General features: G+C 50.1%; 18 protein-coding genes and 1 pseudogene. 11 read left to right on the forward strand and 8 right to left on the reverse strand.

The genetic code is table 11. The features are described 5' to 3' along the window. The first annotated feature begins 84 nt into the window (after positions 1–84). The 6 genes from EC840_RS04480 (at position 85) to prs (ending at position 4,130) form a co-directional block, all read left to right on the forward strand. A complete protein-coding gene (locus EC840_RS04480; protein WP_132964081.1) occupies positions 85–567 on the forward strand; it encodes an Hcp family type VI secretion system effector in 483 nt (160 codons plus the stop codon). Next, positions 564–1,040 (forward strand): DUF2778 domain-containing protein, encoded by a 477-nt coding sequence (locus EC840_RS04485; protein ID WP_129638277.1) that lies wholly within the window; start codon positions 564–566, stop codon positions 1,038–1,040. Before EC840_RS04480 ends, EC840_RS04485 begins: the two co-directional genes overlap by 4 nt. After that, positions 1,040–1,282, forward strand: coding sequence for a hypothetical protein (locus EC840_RS04490; protein ID WP_129638278.1), 243 nt, complete (start codon positions 1,040–1,042; stop codon positions 1,280–1,282). The genes EC840_RS04485 and EC840_RS04490 overlap by 1 nt, the downstream gene beginning before the upstream one ends. Before the next feature lie 249 nt (positions 1,283–1,531). Beyond that, positions 1,532–2,155 (forward strand): lipoprotein insertase outer membrane protein LolB, encoded by a 624-nt coding sequence (lolB, locus tag EC840_RS04495; protein ID WP_120162521.1) that lies wholly within the window; start codon positions 1,532–1,534, stop codon positions 2,153–2,155. 1 nt (position 2,156) lies between these two features. After that, positions 2,157–3,020, forward strand: a complete 864-nt coding sequence (ispE, locus tag EC840_RS04500) for a 4-(cytidine 5'-diphospho)-2-C-methyl-D-erythritol kinase (protein WP_132964082.1) — start codon at positions 2,157–2,159, stop codon at positions 3,018–3,020. A 162-nt stretch (positions 3,021–3,182) separates the two neighbouring features. Next, entirely contained in the window at positions 3,183–4,130 is a 948-nt protein-coding gene (prs, locus tag EC840_RS04505) for a ribose-phosphate diphosphokinase (protein WP_013575591.1), read from the forward strand. 167 nt (positions 4,131–4,297) lie between these two features. Here prs and ychH read toward each other — a convergent pair whose 3' ends face one another. Next, on the reverse strand, positions 4,298–4,576 hold the full coding sequence (gene ychH, locus EC840_RS04510) for a stress-induced protein YchH (RefSeq protein ID WP_112288712.1): 279 nt from the start codon (positions 4,574–4,576) through the stop codon (positions 4,298–4,300). A 293-nt stretch (positions 4,577–4,869) separates the two neighbouring features. Here ychH and pth point away from each other — a divergent pair, with 293 nt between their 5' ends. Beyond that, on the forward strand, positions 4,870–5,460 hold the full coding sequence (gene pth / locus EC840_RS04515) for an aminoacyl-tRNA hydrolase (RefSeq protein WP_037034067.1): 591 nt from the start codon (positions 4,870–4,872) through the stop codon (positions 5,458–5,460). A gap of 87 nt (positions 5,461–5,547) precedes the next feature. On the opposite strand, the gene EC840_RS04520 is transcribed toward pth, so the two are convergent. From EC840_RS04520 to EC840_RS04540, 5 genes are all read right to left on the reverse strand, one after another. Then, positions 5,548–7,452, reverse strand: a complete 1,905-nt coding sequence (locus EC840_RS04520) for a cation-translocating P-type ATPase (RefSeq protein WP_132964083.1) — start codon at positions 7,450–7,452, stop codon at positions 5,548–5,550. Positions 7,453–7,464: 12 nt separating this feature from the next. Continuing rightward, entirely contained in the window at positions 7,465–8,508 is a 1,044-nt protein-coding gene (locus EC840_RS04525; protein ID WP_132964084.1) for a protease modulator HflK, read from the reverse strand. Continuing rightward, the gene (locus EC840_RS04530) at positions 8,505–9,548 is read right to left on the reverse strand and encodes a protease modulator HflC (protein WP_132964085.1); all 1,044 of its coding nucleotides are present in this window, start codon (positions 9,546–9,548) and stop codon (positions 8,505–8,507) included. Before EC840_RS04530 ends, EC840_RS04525 begins: the two co-directional genes overlap by 4 nt. Beyond that, positions 9,545–11,503, reverse strand: a complete 1,959-nt coding sequence (locus EC840_RS04535; protein ID WP_132964086.1) for an SPFH domain-containing protein — start codon at positions 11,501–11,503, stop codon at positions 9,545–9,547. Before EC840_RS04535 ends, EC840_RS04530 begins: the two co-directional genes overlap by 4 nt. 256 nt (positions 11,504–11,759) lie before the next feature. Then, positions 11,760–13,241, reverse strand: a complete 1,482-nt coding sequence (locus EC840_RS04540; protein ID WP_132964087.1) for a SulP family inorganic anion transporter — start codon at positions 13,239–13,241, stop codon at positions 11,760–11,762. 217 nt (positions 13,242–13,458) lie between these two features. On the opposite strand from EC840_RS04540, the gene ychF reads away from it, so the two are divergent. The 4 genes from ychF (at position 13,459) to EC840_RS04560 (ending at position 18,434) form a co-directional block, all read left to right on the forward strand. Then, positions 13,459–14,550 carry a redox-regulated ATPase YchF gene (gene ychF / locus EC840_RS04545; RefSeq protein ID WP_112288718.1) on the forward strand — a complete coding sequence of 364 codons (1,092 nt, stop codon included), beginning with the start codon at positions 13,459–13,461 and terminating at the stop codon, positions 14,548–14,550. Between the two features lie 215 nt (positions 14,551–14,765). Further along, positions 14,766–15,959, forward strand: a complete 1,194-nt coding sequence (locus EC840_RS04550) for an integrase arm-type DNA-binding domain-containing protein (protein WP_132964088.1) — start codon at positions 14,766–14,768, stop codon at positions 15,957–15,959. A 76-nt stretch (positions 15,960–16,035) separates the two neighbouring features. Next, entirely contained in the window at positions 16,036–17,517 is a 1,482-nt protein-coding gene (locus EC840_RS04555; protein ID WP_132964089.1) for an AAA family ATPase, read from the forward strand. After that, positions 17,514–18,434 carry a hypothetical protein gene (locus EC840_RS04560; RefSeq protein ID WP_132964090.1) on the forward strand — a complete coding sequence of 307 codons (921 nt, stop codon included), beginning with the start codon at positions 17,514–17,516 and terminating at the stop codon, positions 18,432–18,434. The genes EC840_RS04555 and EC840_RS04560 overlap by 4 nt, the downstream gene beginning before the upstream one ends. Before the next feature lie 405 nt (positions 18,435–18,839). Here the strand turns inward: EC840_RS04560 and EC840_RS25450 are convergent, their stop codons facing one another. Together EC840_RS25450 and EC840_RS04570 are read right to left on the reverse strand one after the other, a co-directional pair. Continuing rightward, a complete protein-coding gene (locus tag EC840_RS25450; RefSeq protein ID WP_243701008.1) occupies positions 18,840–19,241 on the reverse strand; it encodes a hypothetical protein in 402 nt (133 codons plus the stop codon). Between the two features lie 74 nt (positions 19,242–19,315). Then, a pseudogene (locus EC840_RS04570) lies at positions 19,316–19,792 on the reverse strand (IS3 family transposase); the annotation flags it as partial. Positions 19,793–19,876: the final 84 nt, after the last annotated feature.

Below are 19,876 nucleotides of genomic sequence, written 5' to 3' on the forward strand. Positions count from 1 at the left end.
ATTTCCTTTTTACAAGGTTCGCTAATTTTTCCTACTGAACGAAGGAATAACCTATAGCCTCACTTTTAAAATGGATTTATGAAAATGGCAATACCAGCATACCTGTGGCTTAAAGACGACGGCGGAGCAGACATAAAAGGTTCAGTTGATGTGAATAGGCGCGAGGGAAGTATTGAGGTTTTGGGCTTCGGTCACGGCTTGTTTTTACCTACTGACAACAACACAGGAAAAATCACCGGAACCCGTGTACATTCTGCGCTGACTTTTGAAAAAGAATTCGACAGCTCATCACCTTACCTTTATAAAGCTGTCGCAAAAGGCCAAACCTTAAAATCAGCAGAATTCCGCTGGTATCGCATCAATGATGCCGGTCAGGAAGTTGAGTACTTCAATATGCAGTTGGAAAACGTGAAAGTCGTTTCAGTCTGTCCTTTGATGCACGACTGCAAAAATCCCGCTACGGAAAAACACAACCACCTTGAATCTGTATCCCTGAGATATGAGCGGATCACCTGGAAATATTGCGATGGGAATATCATTTTTTCAGATGCGTGGAATGACAGATGATCAAGTGTACGTTTCGATTAAACGGAGCGGGCATATCAACGCTAAGTTGCCCAGGGGTTGGTTTTTTCCCTGCATACTCAGGTAATCCTGAACAACGCAACGATCCAGAACAGACAACAGTGAAAGACATAGGACCACTACCACCAGGCAGATATTACATTGTCGCCCGTCCGGTCGGTGGTTTAATGTTTAAGCAACGTGATTGGGTAAAGTCGATCGTAAGCGGTTCAGATCATGAATCGTGGTTTGCTTTATTTCGCGATGACAACCTGATTGACGACACGACGTTTATTGAGGATGTCGAACGGGGAAACTTCAGGTTGCATCCGGCCGGATATCGGGGGATCAGCAACGGCTGCATTACATTTACAAGCAAGTCACACTTTGCCATCCTTCGAGAAGCGCTATTAATAACGCCCACCACGATGGTTAGTCCTACACTGAAAGCTTTTGGTACGGTACAGGTGTATTAATGAAGCCATCCCAATATGTTCTGATCTGGATTGCGGGGTCGGTGTCTTTTGTCGTGATACTCGTCACCATTTTCGCCCTAATACCAGAAAATGTTGCGTACTCACTTTTGACAGAAAAAACAGGTTTTATTACAGAAGCATCATGGGCAAATATTTTTATGACCTTTATCCATCTGACTTCATTCCTGTTGAACATTTCCCTGATCTGGTTTATCGCCTTTTTACTGAAAAAGAGAACGTAAGCACAACCCGGCCGTGGGCCGGGTGATTTACATCCCTCGAATATCTTCAAACTCGTCTGTTGTGGCATCGTTGATCATGTGCCTTACAGTGACAAATCCTTTTACACATCAGTATTGTCCCAAAACGAATTGATCGCCGATCATCTGCGCAGGGTTGAGATCATCCAACGCTTCTGCTGTGCTAAACTGACGCACGCCACATTTGCCCTGGCATCCCATTTCGCCAAAGCACAAAGGATTTTATCTGTTATGCCAATGCGTAAAGCACACTTTGTCCGCCTTCTTCCTCTTGCAAGCTTAGTGCTTGCCGCCTGTTCGATTAACGCGCCGAAAGGCCCGGCGACCAGCCCGACTTCTCCGCAGTGGCGTGAACATGAAGCTCAGGTTAAACAGCTTGAGCATTATCAGACCCGCGGTTCTTTCGCTTATCTTTCCGATAAACAGAAAGTCTATGCCCGCTTCTTCTGGCAACAATATTCCCCGGACAGCTACCGTTTATTGCTGACCAATCCGCTGGGCAGCACCGAAATGGAGCTTAAAGTGCAAAGCGGTATTGCGCAGCTGACCAATAATGAAGGCAAACGCTACACCAGTGATAATCCAGATGACATGATCCAGAAGCTGACCGGCATGTCGATCCCGCTGGCTAATCTGCGTCTTTGGATGCTTGGCCTGCCAGGTGATGGCACCGATTTCACGCTCGACAGCCAGTACCGTCTGTCTCAGGTTAAATTCACGCAGAACGGCAAAGCGGGCACTGTGGTCTATCAGAGCTATGACGATGACGCTAAACCTTCCCTGCCGCAGCGTCTGGAAATGACTCAGGGCGAACAGCGTATCAAACTGAAAATGGATAACTGGACGCTAAACTGAGATGACGCAGCAATTGTGGCCTTCTCCGGCTAAACTCAATTTGTTCCTTTATATCACCGGACAGCGTCCGAATGGCTACCATGATTTGCAGACGCTGTTTCAGTTTGTCGATTACGGTGACAGCCTGAGTTTTAACGTTCGTGACGACGGCGACATCGTCCTGACCACCCCGGTTGAGGGTGTGGCTGCCGAAGATAATCTGGTGGTGCGCGCCGCGCGTTTATTGCAGCAGCATGCGGGCACGCCTCAGGGAGCCGATATTGCGCTGCAAAAACGTATTCCGATGGGCGGCGGTCTGGGCGGCGGTTCTTCTAACGCTGCGACCGTGCTGGTGGCGCTGAATACGATCTGGAATTGCGGGTTTTCCGATACTGAACTGGCGCAACTGGGTGTAACGCTGGGCGCGGATGTGCCGGTGTTTGTGATGGGCCATGCCGCCTTCGCCGAAGGCATCGGCGAGATTTTACAGCCGGTCGAACCGGCGGAAAAATGGTATCTGATTGCACATCCGGGCGTCAGTATTCCAACGCCGGTGATTTTCGGCGATCCCGAGCTGACCAGAAATACACCAAAACGCCCTGTTAATGTGCTTTTGGACACGCCTTACGCAAATGATTGCGAACCGATTGCGAGAAAACGTTTTTACGAGGTTGAACAGCTACTTTCTTGGCTGTTAGAATACGCGCCGTCGCGACTGACCGGGACAGGTGCTTGTGTGTTTGCAGAATTTGACACAGAGTCTGCCGCCCGTCAGGTTTTGGACAAAATGCCATCGTGGAGTCGGGGTTTTGTCGCGCAAGGTGTTAATATCTCGCCGTTGCACCGTTTTCGCGAAGTCTGGTTGAGAACTGCGGGCAAAGCGTAGAGAGTCACAGCAGTTTTGTGTCTGTTCTTTGCCAGCCAATTATTCAACAGATTTAAGTAGTAAGATTTAGAAGTATCGTGAGCATAATGCTTTGGTACCGCTCACCGCCCGGTGGTACCAAAAGCCAATGTCTTCCCTGGACGCAAGCCTGAGGTTCTTCTCGTGCCTGATATGAAGCTTTTTGCTGGTAACGCCACCCCGGAACTAGCACAACGTATTGCCAACCGTTTATACACCAGCCTTGGTGACGCCGCCGTCAGTCGTTTTAGCGACGGTGAAGTAAGCGTGCAAATTAACGAAAATGTACGTGGCGGAGATATTTTCATTATCCAGTCCACCTGCGCGCCTACTAACGATAACCTGATGGAACTGGTCGTCATGGTTGATGCCTTACGCCGCGCCTCCGCTGGTCGTATCACAGCCGTTATTCCTTACTTCGGCTATGCACGTCAGGATCGCCGGGTGCGTTCTGCCCGAGTGCCAATCACCGCTAAAGTTGTTGCTGACTTCCTGTCGAGCGTTGGCGTTGACCGTGTTCTGACTGTAGACCTGCATGCAGAGCAAATTCAGGGCTTCTTCGATGTACCTGTAGACAACGTGTTCGGCAGCCCTATTCTGCTCGAAGACATGCTGCAACAAAACCTGGAAAACCCGATTGTGGTTTCTCCGGACATCGGCGGTGTTGTTCGCGCCCGTGCCGTAGCAAAACTGCTGAACGATACCGACATGGCTATCATCGATAAACGTCGTCCACGCGCAAACGTTTCTCAGGTGATGCACATTATCGGTGACGTAGCTGGCCGTGACTGCGTACTGGTCGATGATATGATCGACACCGGTGGTACGCTGTGTAAAGCCGCTGAAGCACTGAAAGAACGCGGTGCTAAACGCGTATTCGCTTATGCTACCCACCCGATTTTCTCCGGCAATGCAGTGGAAAACATCAAGAACTCCGTCATCGACGAAGTGATTGTGTGCGACACCATTCCGCTGTCCGCAGAAATCCGCGCACTGAAAAAAGTGCGCACCCTGACCCTGTCAGGCATGCTGGCTGAGGCTATCCGCCGCATCAGCAACGAAGAATCCATTTCTGCGATGTTCGAGCATTAATCATTACGCCCCTGTTTCAGGGGCGTTTTGTTTTGCCTGAATGCGTTTTGCCATGAACAGAAATGCAAAAAACCGTTATCGCGTGAGCGACAACGGTTTTTTATTCTTTATAAAATATTGTTTATAAAACGTTGTTTATAAAACTTTGTTAACTTTGTTTAGGAGACTCAGGAATGGCGATGTGATTTGCTGTTCGCGCAGCGCGAATCAAAGTGGCGTACCCACCAGTAACGGTCTGCGACGCGTTCATGCCCGCCGACTCTCGCTCCTGCCACCCATAAAATAGCACCGACGAAAATACTGCCGATCGCGCCATGGGCCAGAAATTGCGGCAACCCGAGTTCAGGCATCTGGTTCAAAATCGAATAACCAACACCACCGACCATTGTGAGTAAACCGAGTCCCATCAGGCCATTGCCGATCATTCGTGCGGTTTTACGTTTCATAAGTCACCTCCAGTTGTCGATAGTCTTAGCATCATTGCTGTCTTGTCTTTTCCTGCCTTTAACTATAGACGTCCCATCCGGTTCACTTTGCGGCAGCGATCACAGAGAGAGAACATTGACCGACAAATCTTTACGTTTTCCAGACATATAGGTTCGAAAGGTTAATAGTCATCACAATGAACTATTCAATATTTTGCGTAACTGGCACGAATTATTCTTTGTGATGTTTGGCACAGTGAAACGCGACAGGTAAACTAGCCCGCTAAACCTCACCGGATAAAGAAGCGAAAATCGTGAGCAGCATTAAATTGATCGTTGGACTGGCCAATCCCGGCGCAGAATACGCCCAGACCCGCCATAACGCAGGCGCCTGGTATGTTGATCTTCTCGCCCGCCAGCACAATCAGCAGTTGAAAGAAGAAAGTAAGTTTTTTGGTTACACTGCGCGTCTGTCGCTGGCCGGTCAGGACGTCCGTCTGCTGGTTCCGACCACCTTTATGAACCTCAGCGGCAAAGCGGTTCTGGCGATGGCGCAGTTCTACCGCATCGAGCCGGATGAGATTCTGGTCGCGCATGACGAGCTGGATATCCCGCCCGGCATGGCGAAAATCAAACTGGGCGGTGGTAACGGCGGTCACAACGGTCTGAAAGATATTCAGAGCAAATTCGGTAACAACCCGAATTTCTACCGTTTGCGTATCGGAATCGGCCACCCGGGCGATAAAAGCAAAGTGGTGGGATTTGTGCTGGGCAAGCCGCCAGCCAGTGAACAGAAGCTGATTGATGATGCGATTGATGAATCATTGCGCTGCACTGAATTGCTGATGAAGGAAGGTCTTGAAAAAACCATGCGTCGTCTGCACACCTTCAAAGCAGAGCTTTAACGCGCATTTCCGGCAAGCAAGATGAAACGCGGCGCAACCTTTTGCGCCCGTTTTCTTTATATGAACAGAAGAACAAAATCCAGACGTTCAGAGCGGCTCGTCGAAACGCAATAACCGCCCTGCATTACCCAGCACCAGCAACGTGCTGAGGTTATGCAGCAATGCGGCGATCAGTACGCCCGCCACGCCGAGCAATCCCATTGCAGCAGCAGCCATCACCACCAGCGTCCAGCCCAGTCCGATGAATACGTTGATTTTCAGCGTCCGGCGGCACGCACGGCTCAGGCGCACACACGTGCCGAGACGACGTAAATCGCTGCCGATCAGCACCACATCGGCAGAGGCCAGCGCGATATCACTGCCGCCTGCGCCCATCGCAATCCCCACCACGCCAGCCTTCAGCGCCAGAGAATCATTGATGCCGTCACCGACCACCATCGGACGGTAGCCCTGGGCAATTTCAGCCGAGACCTGATGCAGTTTATCTTCCGGTAAAGCCTGAGCGACCACATCACTGATGCCCAGTTCACCGGCAATACGATGCGCCACACTGGCGCGATCGCCGGTCAGTAAAAGCTGTCGTTGCAGCCCCAGCTGACGCAGTTCGGCTAACGCAGTCTGCGCTTCAGGCCGTAAAGAATCTGCCAGCAGCAACCAGCCAAGAAAACGCCCGTCCAGCGCCAGACCGACCAGCGGCCCGTCATGCTCAGGGACATCACTCACTGCGACGTTGTTCTGGCTGAAAAACGCCGGACGGCCCAGCAATGCCTCGCCCTGCGCAGTTTGCGCCCGCACGCCCATGCCCTGCTGTTCTGAAAAAGCTTCCAGTGGGAAATATTGTTCGCGAGGAAATAACTTCGCCAGTGCGCGGCTGACCGGATGGCTGCTGGCCGCGCCGAGACTGGCCGCCAGAACAAGCGCCGCGTCCGGGGATTCGTTTTCTTCCAGCACCGTTTGTTGCAGATGCAGTTCGCCGTGCGTCAGCGTGCCGGTTTTATCCACCACAATGGCGTTGAGATCAGCCAGTTCTTCCAGAAAAGCAGAGCTGCGGATCAGGATCCCGTGACGCGCCGCGACAGCAATACCGGCAATTGCGGTGGCGGGTGCGGAAAGCACCAGCGCACATGGACAGGCCGCCACCAGCACCGCCAGCATGGCGTGGGCATCGCGCGTGATGAACCAGGTCGCCGCCGCGATCAGCAAAATCAGCACCAGATATTGCCCGGCATAACGCTCGAGCAGACGGGTGATCGGCGGTTTGGCATGTTCAGCTTTTTGCATCAGCGCAATCACTTTACCCAGCGTGGCATCCGCGCCGGTTCGCGTGACTTCAACAGACAGCAATCCGTCGAGATTAATGGCACCACCAAAAACATCGTCTCCTGCGCGGGCTTCCTGTGGCACGGATTCGCCAGTGATAGGCGCAGTATCCAGACTGGCACTGCCGGAGATGACACGCCCGTCGGCGGGCAGCCGGTCGCCAGCTCGGACTTCAACCCGGTCGCCGGTTCGCAGCTGATGGTTGTCGATCTCTTCAATCTCACCATCGGGCAAAATCCGCCGTGCGCGGCTGCGGGTCAGACGGCTGAGCGCATCAATGGCTTCCTGCGAACCGATCACACTGCGCTCTTCCAGAATATGACCAAAAATCATAATGCCCGGCAGCAATGCGGCGGTCATCAGGTCGCCGGTCGCCCACGCGCCTAGCATCGCCAGCGCAATCAGCTGATCGGTAACGCTGTGCAAACTCGGGCTGCGCAAGCTGTAAATCGCCGAACGCAATACCGGCACCGCCACCAGCAAAGACGCCACGCCGAACAGAATCTGCCCGACATCGCTTTGCTGCGGGAACAGCCACTGCCAGATCCAGCCGCACAGGAGCAAACCGAACGCGGTCATCGCCAGAAGCAGCTGCACCGCCATACTCCGCTGTTCATGACGCGTCAGCAGCACGCCTTTCGCTGCCGGTTCTTCAGAAGTAAAAGAAGTCACAGGGCAAATACCTCAGGGTTGAGAGGATGGACGATCTGGCCCCGGCAGGATCAGATGCGCGTCATCATGTGGGTAAACCGCCGTCACGCTGCCGGCATGAGCCAGGATCGCAGGCATCCGCTCGCGCCACAAACGCCACAACAATTCAGGAGAATGATCGTTTGCCAGTTGCACAATCGTCGCGGTATCGGTGGAAGCCCGTGCAATCTGTTCACTGGCTTTGGCCTGTGAAACCTGTAAGGCGCGATCTGCCGACTGAACAGCGTCCTGATGCACGCGGGCCGCCTCATTAGTGGCGCTGGCGATATTTTGCTCCGCCTGCTGACTGGCAGTCAGAACGGCATTAAATGCATCAACCGCCGCGGGCGGCAAAGAAGACTGCACATCAACACGCATGACTTCAATACCGGTGCTGCTGCCCGCCGTATTCAGCGCGGCGAGTTGCTGATTAATACCCTGACGCAAATCACCGCGCAGCCGCTCGCGTCGTTCGGCGATATTGCTACTGTTACCCACCATTTCTGGTCGTGCGACCAGAATCGTATCAAGGTCGCGTGAAGCACAAATCGCCACCGCAGCGTGTTCGGTTAAGCGATCCAGCGCCGGTAATACGTGCCCGCCCTGTAACACAAACGCCACCGGATCGGTGATGACGTAATACACCTGCACATCCAGCTGGACCACGCCGGAATCACCGGTCAGCAAATATCCTGCACCGGCAACCGCGTCACTTTTCTCGCCGCCGGTATTGGTCCACGCAGGCACAATGTCTTTTCTCAGCAAGGCTGTAACATGGTGTTCGATCACCCTGTCGGCGGCGGGTAATATTTCCACCTGCTCCAGCGGTTCGGGCCACGCCAGCAGCAGGCCGGCACCTGCCGTGCGTGATACGGCTCCGAAGCGCATCACCACCGCGCGTTTGTCCGGCTCAATCTGGCGGACATTGGAGAACAGCCAGCTGGCGGCGGCAATCAGCGTTATGGCAAACAAGGCCAGATACGCCATCCTTCCCGCCTGAAACCAGGCATTGCCCTGAAAACGGGCCAGCGGATTCATGGATGTGGCTCGTTATTGGCGGCGGGTAAAACCGGCGGGCCTTCGACCAGCTGTCTGAACGGTGCGGCATCGGTACGCAATACAAGCTGCGTGCCGGGCGTGATCACGCTGTTGAGCGTATCGAGCGAGCGCAGCAAATCGTACAACGGGGGATTACCGGCCCACGCTTTGGCGTAAATCGCCGCACTTTGTACCTGCGCCTGCGCTTCAATATTGGCGGCGTTAACCGACGCATCGGCCTTTATCACGCGGGCATCGCGCTCGGCGGAAGACCGGATTTCGGCCGCCTGACGTTTGCCTTCAGCAGAGCGCTGGGTGGCGATAGTTTCGCGTTCAGCACGCATACGATCTACGGTTGCATCCAGTGTCACGGAAGGCAGCGTCAGGCGCTCAACGCCAACCTGCACCAGTTCGATGCCATAGCTGTCGAGTAACTGGCGGGCAATCTGGTCATGCAAATGCTGTTCAAAACCGGAAAGACGAATTTTGCTGGCGTCGATATTCACCAGATCAGCCAGCGCAAAACCGCTTGTGGTGGTTTCCAGCGCCGAGCCGATAAACGTGCGTATCTGCGCGGCAGCCATATCCGGCTGGTTTTGTACCGCACGGATAAAACGCTGCACATGCTGGGGATCGTTTTTCACCTGCCAGACGGTATACGCCTGCACGATGATCCGCAGGCCGTCGCGCGTGCCGACATCCTGCAAACCGCTCGACGTGGTACGAATGCGTAAATCTACCGGAATGGCGGTTTCCAGCGGCACCGGCAGATGCCATGCCAGCCCGGGATTCAGCAGCACGCGCACCGGATCACCAAATCGGGTGATCACCATCGCTTCGCCGGAACGCACCTGTACCAGACAGGCTGACGCGGCAATCAGCGCCACCAGCACGATGGCAACCGATGCGCGCCGCCAGAATTTCGGCGCAGCGGGTCCTGAATGCGCGTGGTGATGATGGTGATGTCCGCCACCGTGATGATGCCCGTGTTGGGCACCGTGGTCATGGTCGTGGGATTGAGTATGTTGGGGATCACTCACCGGGTAGTCTCCGCTTTAACAGAATGCGCCGCTTTATCCGCTCCGGGCGTAAATGGCAGGGTGAAATTTCTCAGATCCAGAACCGGCGGCGTTTCGCCACCAATACGGCTGTCGACAATCAAAACTTTAGGATGTTGTTGCATCGCCAGCGTCAGCTGGCTGAAATAACGCTCATTCAGGAACGACTGCCCGCCAGCCTGATACGCCTGATTTTCCGCGTTAAACCGCAAGGCCATCACCTGCGCCTGATCGAGATTTTCATGACTTTGTGCCGTGGCAGCATCCAGCGCCAGTCGGGAAAATTGCTGCGCGGCATTCAGCTGCTGCGCGGCCTGTCCTTTCTCACCGGCAATCGCACTTTGTGCCAGGATCTGCGCGGCCTGTACGCCATGATAAGCATCCGCTGCGCCCGCTGGCGGATGGATGGATTCAATCACCGTCGCCAGCAGCTCCACACCGCTGTGGAGATTATCCAGCTGGCGTTGCACTTTTTGCCCGATAGCGGCGGCAAGGCGAGTCTGTTCGCTGCCCAGCAGATTGTCGAGCGTGCGGGAGGAGAAATCATGCACCAGCACCTGATTGGCGATACTGCGGATCAGCACCGGCATATTTTCGGTGTGATACAAACTCGCCATTGCTGCGTCATCGTTCATGCCGATGCGGTACACAAACCGCACGTCCATATCCATGATTTGAAAGCTCTGCCGGTCATTGCCCGCGCTGGCGATAATTTGTGATTTGTCGCTGCTGTGGCTGGAATCCCATAACCGGTTGGCGCTTTCCGGCGCGGGGCCTTCGGCGGTATCGGCAACCTCGACCGGCGAAGTCGTCGCCGGTTCTTCCGCGCCGGTGGTGAGTTCATGCACTTCGCCGTTGTCGACCATTAGCGTATGCCCGAAAGGCCACGGCAGACCGAGATGCAAACCGGGTTGCCTGACCGCGACCGGTTTCCCGAAGGATTCATAAATCCCCCGCTGCGTCAGCGGGACTTCACTGACGCCGGTCAGCAGCCAGCCCGTCAGCAGTAAAAATGCGGCCAGCGGCAACAGCGCGCGGCGGATAAAATGGAATGCCCAGATCTGGCGCAGATCGATGCCGAAATGCTGATGCAACTCGTTCTGCACAAACTGCAGCGGACGAGGCGGCCAGCAAATTTGTGCCGCCAGCAGACTGCCCGCGATAAACTCCGGCTCTTTGTCCTCACGCGGCGGCGAAAACAGCGCCATCAGCGCGCGCAGGAAAAGTTCCAGCGCCACCAGCGCCGGTAATATTCCCGTGAGCATCAGCAAATGCGCGGGCCAGACCGCCGTGCCACGGGCAAACATCACGGCGGCGGCACTCAGTAGCAAAACGCCAATCAGCATGCGCAGCAGCGGTGCCAGTCTTGCGGCTTCCGGCCATTCCTGCGGATTTTTTAACGTCCAGTGACGTTCAAGTACCAGCACCGCAAAGGCGCAAAGAAGGAAGAATGATCCGGCAAAATACCCCGCATCCCCTGCTTCGTTAGCAGGTAAAGGCAGTTGCCACAAAAGAAAGATGAGCAGTAATGCGGCTAATGCTGGAAGTGCCTGAAAGAACACGTGCGCATCGACATAACGCAACAGCGGGCGCACGCGGGCTGAAGCAGTCAGACGATGGAGAAAAACGGAAGGTTTTTCCGGCAAAACGGGTTCAGCCGGAGATGCAAACTGATGCCCGCGCCAGCGGGTAATGCGTCGCGCACATTGCAGGGAGGCGGCGCAAACCCACAGGGCAGCCATAATATTGCCGGTCACCCACGGCCAGACTGAGTCAGGGGAAACCATATACAGCATCAGCAATATCAGATACAGCACGCTGCTGATCACCATAATGGCGTTGATAAGCCCGGTCAGCCAGCGTGTGTGGGAGGCGGCGACCTGAAAACGCAGAGGTTTACCGGCGTCATCAGTCCGGGATGCCTTGTTTGTGCTCATGTCTGCTCCGGCAGAAAAAAAATAACCCGCAAGGCGGGCACGGAGCCAGCAATTACGCAGTCAGATGAGCGTAACCGTATAACATTACAGAATTTTCAGCGATATGAATTTGGCCGTTTTTTTGCCACGAATTGTAAGCATTTATCAGCAAGGCGGGACGGCCGGCAGATTGGTTTTCTGCCAGCCGTTTTTATAAGGAAAGTCAAAGGAAAGTCACATAAGAGGTGCGCCATTTTCAGGCGACACCATGATGATTTCAGAGAGTATCTTCCGCGACATAATATTGCGGATCGTCGAGTTCATGCGAGCAGAACGGTCCGGCTTTCTTAAGCAGACTTATGCAGTCATGACTCAGATGGCGCAGGCGGATACTTTTACCGGCTTCAAGATAACGCGTCGTCAGCTTATCAATCGCCTCCACCCCGCTCGAATCCATCACCCGCGTACCGGCAAAATCCAGCACCACGTTTTGCGGATCGTTTTCAGGATTAAACAGCTCGGCAAAGGTTGCGGCAGAGCCAAAGAACAGCGGCCCGTCCAGTTTATATACCGCCAGGTCGCCTTTGGTTTTGTGCTCACGAATACGGATACGCGCCTGCTGCCAGGCGAAAACCAGCGCCGAAATAATCACACCGCTGATCACCGCCACGGCCAGATCGGTGAAAATGGTAATGACGGTAACAATCAGCATCACCAGCACATCGGCTTTAGGCATACGGCGCAAGCGGCGCAACGAACTCCACTCAAAGGTGTTGTAGCAGACTACCAGCATAATCCCGGCCAGCGCTGCAACCGGCAGCAGACCGATATATCCGGAGAGACTGACCACGAACAAGATCAGCAAAATAGCGCCCACCGTACCGGAAATGCGTCCGCGACCGCCGGAAGTGAAGTTAATGATCGACTGCCCGATCATTGCACAACCGGCGAAACAACCAAACAATCCGCAAATCGTATTCCCTGCACCCTGCGCAATACTTTCACGGTTACCGTTACCTTTCTGATTGCCCATTTCATCGAGCACCGTCATGGTCAGCAGCGATTCAATCAGACCGACCAGCGCGATGACGACCGCATACGGCAACACGACTTTCAGCATTTCAGCATTGAACGGCGCGACCGGCAGGCTGAAATGCGGCAACGCGCCGGAAATATCCGCGAGATCTCCCACACGTAAAGTCTGCAGATTAAAGCCAATCGCGACGGCGGAGACCACAATCAGCGCAGCCAGCGAAGACGGAATGATTTTGGTCAGTTTAGGGAACAGCACCACCACCAGAATCGCCAGCAGAACCAGCCCGTACATCAGCGGTCCCTGCCCGGCAATCATGTGTAACTGCGCCAGCATAATGACAATCGCCAGCCCGTTCACAAAACCGTGAACCGCAGGCAACGGCACCAGACGGATAAATTTACCGAGGCGGAAAACGCCAATCAGGATCTGAATGATACCGGCAAAAATCGTCGCCCACAGGACGTATCCCATGCCGTGCTGCGCCGCCAGACTCATCAGCACCACCACAATAGAACCTGCCGCGCCGGAAACCATGCCCGGTTTGCCGCCGAACAGCGCGGTCACTAACCCGATAATAAACGCCGTGTGCAGACCGACAATCGGCGACAATCCGGCCACCAGCGAGAACCCGACCGCTTCCGGGATCATCGACACCGCCACCACAAATCCGGCCAGCGTTTCATTCTTCACTTCTGACAACTTCAAACCACGCGGGCTAAACATAAGACATCCGGTATATTTCCAACTCAGTTAAAAAATTGTGACAAGTATCTAAAAATGACGGAACTGAGGCAAGGTTTAATCCGCAGCCTGCACCACGTGGGATCACAAGCGGATCGAGATAAATGTCGTTTACGTGTATAATGCGGGGAATTATGGTCATTACATCGTGCGGTTAGAGTTAATCGCTTGATAACTAAGCTATTAAGGTGAGAAAAACATGGGATTCAAATGCGGTATCGTGGGCCTGCCCAACGTCGGTAAATCTACTCTGTTCAATGCGCTGACCAAAGCGGGTATCGAAGCAGCAAACTTCCCGTTCTGCACCATCGAACCGAATACCGGCGTGGTGCCAATGCCTGATCCGCGTCTCGACAAGCTGGCCGAGATTGTAAAACCGCAGCGTATTCTGCCAACCACCATGGAATTCGTGGATATCGCAGGTCTGGTAAAAGGCGCATCTAAAGGTGAAGGCCTGGGTAACCAGTTCCTGACCAACATCCGTGAAACCGAAGCGATCGGCCACGTTGTACGTTGTTTCGAAAACGACAACATCATCCACGTTAACAACAAAGTGGATCCGGCTGACGACATCGATGTCATCAACACCGAACTGGCGTTATCTGACCTCGATACCTGTGAGCGCGCCATTCACCGTGTGCAGAAACGCGCTAAAGGCGGCGATAAAGATGCCAAAGCGGAACTGGCTGCGCTGGAAAAATGTCTGCCACAGTTGGAAAACGCGGGTATGCTGCGTGCGCTGGATCTGACCGAAGAAGACAAAGCGGCCATCCGTTACCTGAGCTTCCTGACGCTGAAACCGACCATGTACATCGCGAACGTCAACGAAGACGGTTTCGAAAACAACCCTTACCTCGACGTGGTGCGTAAGATCGCAGATGCCGAAGGCTCCGTGGTTGTGGCCGTCTGTGCAGCGGTTGAGTCTGATATTGCTGAGCTGGAAGATGCTGACCGCGAAGAGTTCATGGCTGAACTGGGCATTGAAGAGCCGGGCCTGAACCGTGTGATCCGCGCCGGTTACGAACTGCTGAACCTGCAAACTTACTTCACCGCTGGCGTGAAAGAAGTCCGCGCATGGACCATCCCTGTCGGTGCTACTGCGCCACAAGCTGCCGGTAAAATCCACACCGACTTCGAGAAAGGCTTCATCCGCGCACAAACCATCGCGTTCGAAGACTTCATCACCTACAAAGGTGAGCAAGGCGCAAAAGAAGCCGGCAAAATGCGTTCTGAAGGTAAAGACTACATCGTTAAAGATGGCGACGTGATGAACTTCCTGTTCAACGTCTAAATAAAACCTGCTATCTCATGAGGTTTCACTGAATCTCATAGGAATCACAAAACCCTATAAAATCCACGCAATTGCGTGGATTTTTCATTTCATAGAGTCTCAATTCATCTCGTAACAACGCTGTCAAAAATGAGTACATTGATGAGTACAACATTCTTCCATCTTCATTTTAAGTGAGTGCAATAACGGTATAATAAATAAACAAGGCCCCCGTTATGCTCACTGATACGCAATGCCGCACTGCCAAGCCGAAAGAAAAACTCTATCGACTCAATGATTTCAACGGTCTCTACCTCGAAGTAAAACCCAATGGCAAAAAGGCATGGCGCTATCGGTTTAAACTCAACGGTAAATCCAGCATGTTTGCGCTAGGTGAGTACCCGACGGTCAAACTTGCCGAAGCTCGCGAAAAATGCGAGCAAGCGCGAAAGCAGGTCGCCGATGGAGTTAGCCCAACACAAGCTCGTCAGTTAGATAAGATTCGCAAGGTCAATGATGCCTCCAACACCTTTGAGCTAATCGCCAAAGAGTGGTTGCAGATGAAAGACTGGGCCGAAATCACCAAAACTCGCCGCCTTGATATGCTTGAGCGAGTAGTTTTCCCCGCCATCGGTAAGCTTCCTGTCAGAGAGATCACTCCACACCATATCCTTAAAATTCTTCAGGAAACGGCTAAACGAGGAGCGCCAACAGTTGCCGCTGAAGCCCGTCGCACCATTTCATCAGTTTTTGAGTTGGCAGTCGCGACGCTTAGAGCTGATAGCGATCCCGTATGGCCTGTGCGCAAGGCCCTTCCGGCTAATATGACACAGCACAAACAGGCACTAAATCCTCAGCAAATCGGAAAGTTACTAAGCTGTTTTGACAATAGTCGTGGCTCGTATCAGGTTAACTATTGCATGTGGCTTATGTGGTGGACATTGGCGCGTCCTGCAGAAGCCACCGAAGCAGAATGGACAGAATTCGATCTTGATAATGCCCTATGGACCATTCCGGCAGCGCGAATGAAAGCCCGCAGAGAACACGTTATCCCCCTACCCTTCCAAGCTGTCAAAACGCTCAGAACACTACAGGGGTTAACCGGGCATCGGCAGCACCTTTTCCCGGGCAGAGATAATCCGCTAGGGCCAATGACATCGCACTCGCTGCGCCAGCTACTCAAAAGCCTCGGATGGAGTGGCATTTATAGTCCCCATGCTACCCGAACTACAGGAAGTACGCGTTTAAACGAAATGGGCTATCGACCTGATGCTATTGAGGCCCAACTTGCGCACGCTGATACCAACAATGTTCGTCGCACATACAACCATGCGACCTATCTTGATGAGCGTAAAGTGATGATGCAGGAATGGGCTGATAGACTTGATGAATTAGTAAGCTGCACTGATAGAAGTATTGATATTTCGTGAATGAAGTTGCATTGTTACAATGCAGTAAATAAACTACTGTTGCGTGAAAAAAAATATAAATAATTAGGAGTCTAAATTGATACGTACTCTTTCTGTTGATGGAAAAAAATTAGAATTAAGAGATGAGCCTGATGATAACAGTAACATTTTTGACGTTGACTCAATTTCCCTGTTAATAGGCGAGAACGGAACAGGGAAGACATATTTTCTTAATCAAGTTATAAATGAATTTAAATCATCCCATATAGGAGCATTTACTGGGGGGTGTGAAATTGATTTCTTCAACGTTCCGAGCTACGATGTTAAAAACGAAACTAGATATTGGGGGGTTGTTTATTTCTCCCCAATCCCTTTCAGGGAAAGATATGCATCATCAAAACGTTTTATTGATGCGTCTCCCTACTATGGAAGAGGCATTAGAATAAATAATTTAAATGAATCAAGAGAAATTCTTGAATATTTTAAGATCGAACCAACTTCTCAAATAGAATACAGAATCAATACAAAGGCTATATTAAAATCAATTCTTGATGAAGTTTTCAAACTTAGTGAACGCCGTATAAAATACATACTAAAAGAATCATCAACCACGAATGAGATAATAAAAATAGACAAACTTATTCGCGAAAAAATCAACGAGAATGAAGAAATGGATGATGCTATTAAAATAGCAGCCAAAAGAAAGGAGCTTTTGGGTATATTGGTTGATGAATTATATAATTATTTAAATTCTGATAGAGATGACATAATAAAAATATCTACATTCATCACAATTAACGGACTTAAAAAAAGTAACAAAATAAAAAACTCGACGGCCATTAACATCCTCAATTTTCTACTTAATGGGCATGATGCCCTTAAGCGACATGAGATAAAATCACTCGAAACCTTCGAAATTGAGAGAACAAAAGTTGAGTCATTCTTGAAGTACATTAGACAAGATTTCTCCTTCACTGAATATATGATATTTCCCGTGGATGCTTATAAAGGGGAGATGTTATTGATTGATTTCGAAGTTGAAAATTACTTTGATTTCAAATTAGTAGAAATGAGCTCTGGCCAATTAGCTATAATACATCAAATGAGTTTGATTTCCAAAGCAATTAAACAATTGGCAGATAAGGGGACAAAAAAAATATTGTTAATGATTGATGAGGGTGATGCTTACCTGCATTTGGAATGGCAAAGAAATTATATTCTTAAGATTAATGAATTTTTAAATAAAGTGAAGCACATTAATAACCTTTCATTTTTACAACTCATTTTGGCGACTCACTCCCCATTGTTAGCTACTGATATCCCTAAAAAATTCATCTGCCCTATGGATAAAGCAGACGCTACCTCAGGATTTGCCTCGCCAATTCATTTGTTACTCAATGAGTCTTTCGGAACGAAGACTATTGGTGAATTTGCGTCTCAACGAATAAATAAAACTGTAAAAAACATTAAGGAAAACAATATATCAGAAAAAGATATCTTAGTTATAAAATCAATAGACAATGATATTTTAGAAAGAGAGATCATGAAACTCATCCCTTTAAGTGGTGATATAAAATGATAATTTCCATTAAAAAAAACTGGGCCTCAATAGAAGTAAGACATAATAATTTTGTTCTCAAAAAAATAGATGACTATTTGGCTAGAACGCAGCACCAAGGCCCCAAAAGCCTAACTGCACATTTCGTCGAAAAGACAAAAACCCTCATAATTTCGAATGATTTTAGGGACTTAGCTTTAGCCGCAAGATACTATGATTTCGTCATTAAAAAAAATAGTAATAACAAAGATCTAATTAAAGTGTTTAAAAAAAATCTTATTGAAATATTCGATTATCATAATTTTACTACTAAAACGAAAGGATACGACGCCTATGATTTGTGTAGTGCGTCAAAAGCAAGAAGCTGTCCTTATTGCAATCAATCATATGCATTCACCGTAAGGTCACAAAAAAAAGGATTCCGGCCAACGTTAGATCATTTTTTCCCTCAAGGGAGTTATCCTCACCTAGCATTAAGCTTATATAACCTCGTGCCAGCTTGCTCTATTTGCAACTCAAGCTTAAAGGGTCAGATTAATTTTTACAAGAAACCTCATCTTCATCCATTATTTGACGATGAAAGCATTGAGTTTTCGTTAGAAACTACTAAATCAAGAAATGAAATTGTTGCATTACTTGATGTTAACATTAAAGAGTTCAAGGTTAAGATAACTCATAAAAATGACATTAGAACCATCAACTCAATTAAAACCTTCATCATTGAAAAACGCTATGAAAGTTTTATTTTCGAAGCGGTCAATTTTGCTCGCTGCAAAATTTACTATGATGAATTAAAAAATAATAATCAAATTAATATTGTTCGTGATATTAATGAAAACGCAGCATTAATGTTTAATCATCACGCCTATCAAAACCAACTTCTTGGAAAACTTTTTAAAGGAATTTACCAGCAATACTCATCCCCCACGAAGCTTTAGATAAGAATATATAACATTAAAAGGCAGCCTCGACAAAAAAACATATAGAGGCTGACTTAATAATTTATTCATATCCCTTTTTACTCCTATCAATAATAGTTCATACTATCCCATATTTAAATGTATTTTTAACTTAGATACTTTAAAATCAAGCGTTCAATAAGCACCTCAGCATAGCTATCAGTTCAAAAAAACTGACACTCTGAGTATTTCCTATCCTATAATACGTATTTGGTTAGTCAAGTTGTAATAGAAAGCTTCGAATATTCCCGTTTCTCGACAGACTTCAGAACGGTAATGATCGATTGTTCGGTGAATCAGACTTTATGCATGGCGATCTCATCAGGGGACATAATCAGTATGTCGGAAGAGCTGTAAAAGTAATGGTTCCTTTTACAGCGATTCTTACAGCTCCGCTGAATGCTTTTTCTCAATCAAAAGGTATGGGTGGGACCAGTCAGTAACCTCTTCATAAGAAACAAACCCATCGTGTTCCAGTGCACAAACACCCTTATGGCTGGCTACGTAATAATATACAGCATGACTTTCCAGCCCCTGTAACATGTGTGACAGCAACTTTCGGCGCATCACATCCGACTTCCAACGCTTACCCGCTGTAACATCTTTGTTGGTGATATTGAATGTTTGTCCTACCGCGTTGGTAACGCATTTACCGTACCGATTGGTCAACGCAGTGCCTTCATAATGATCCAGCAGCAACTCCAAATCATCTCGCAGAGGTTTCAGAAGGCGTTTCCAGCATTTCAGCACTTGCTCTGCCTCAGCCGAACCTAACTCACGGTTCAATAAGCGTCTGGTACTCGATTTTAGCGATAGCGTAACGAACCCGGCGTTGAATACGCTGAATAGACCCTAGTTTCCTAGACTGTTCCGTGCCTCATGAACCAGGCACTTTCATAAGCTGCAGGGGGTTGATCCTCACAGGCACTGTGGCGGCGTTTAGCATTATAAAACATCTCGACATAATCGAAGATATCCGCCTTCGCTTCTTCCCTATTTTTATAGATCCGTTTCTTTATGCGTTCCCGTTTTAGCAACTGAAAAAAGCTTTCTGCCACTGCGTTGTCATGGCAATTACCCCGACGACTCATACTGCTTTTTAAATTGTGAGCTGTCATAAAATGCTGACATCTTTCGCTCGTATATTGAGAGCCCTGATCTGAATGGATTAATACTTCTGCCGTTGGTTTACGTCGCCATACCGCCATCAATAATGCATCCATTACTAACTCAGCGGTCATTCGTCCGCCCATGCTCCAGCCGATAACCCTGCGTGAGAAGAGATCAAGAACAACAGCCAGATACAGCCAACCCTCATGCGTCCTTAGTAGAGTAAGAGGCAGGGCGTAGTCGGACTATTTCCCTGCCTCTCCTCCCCGAACCGGACGTGCACCTTTCAGCGCATCCGGCTCTCCATTTAA

This window comes from Rahnella sp. JUb53 (assembly GCF_004346065.1).
Classification (GTDB): Bacteria; Pseudomonadota; Gammaproteobacteria; order Enterobacterales; family Enterobacteriaceae; genus Rahnella; species Rahnella variigena.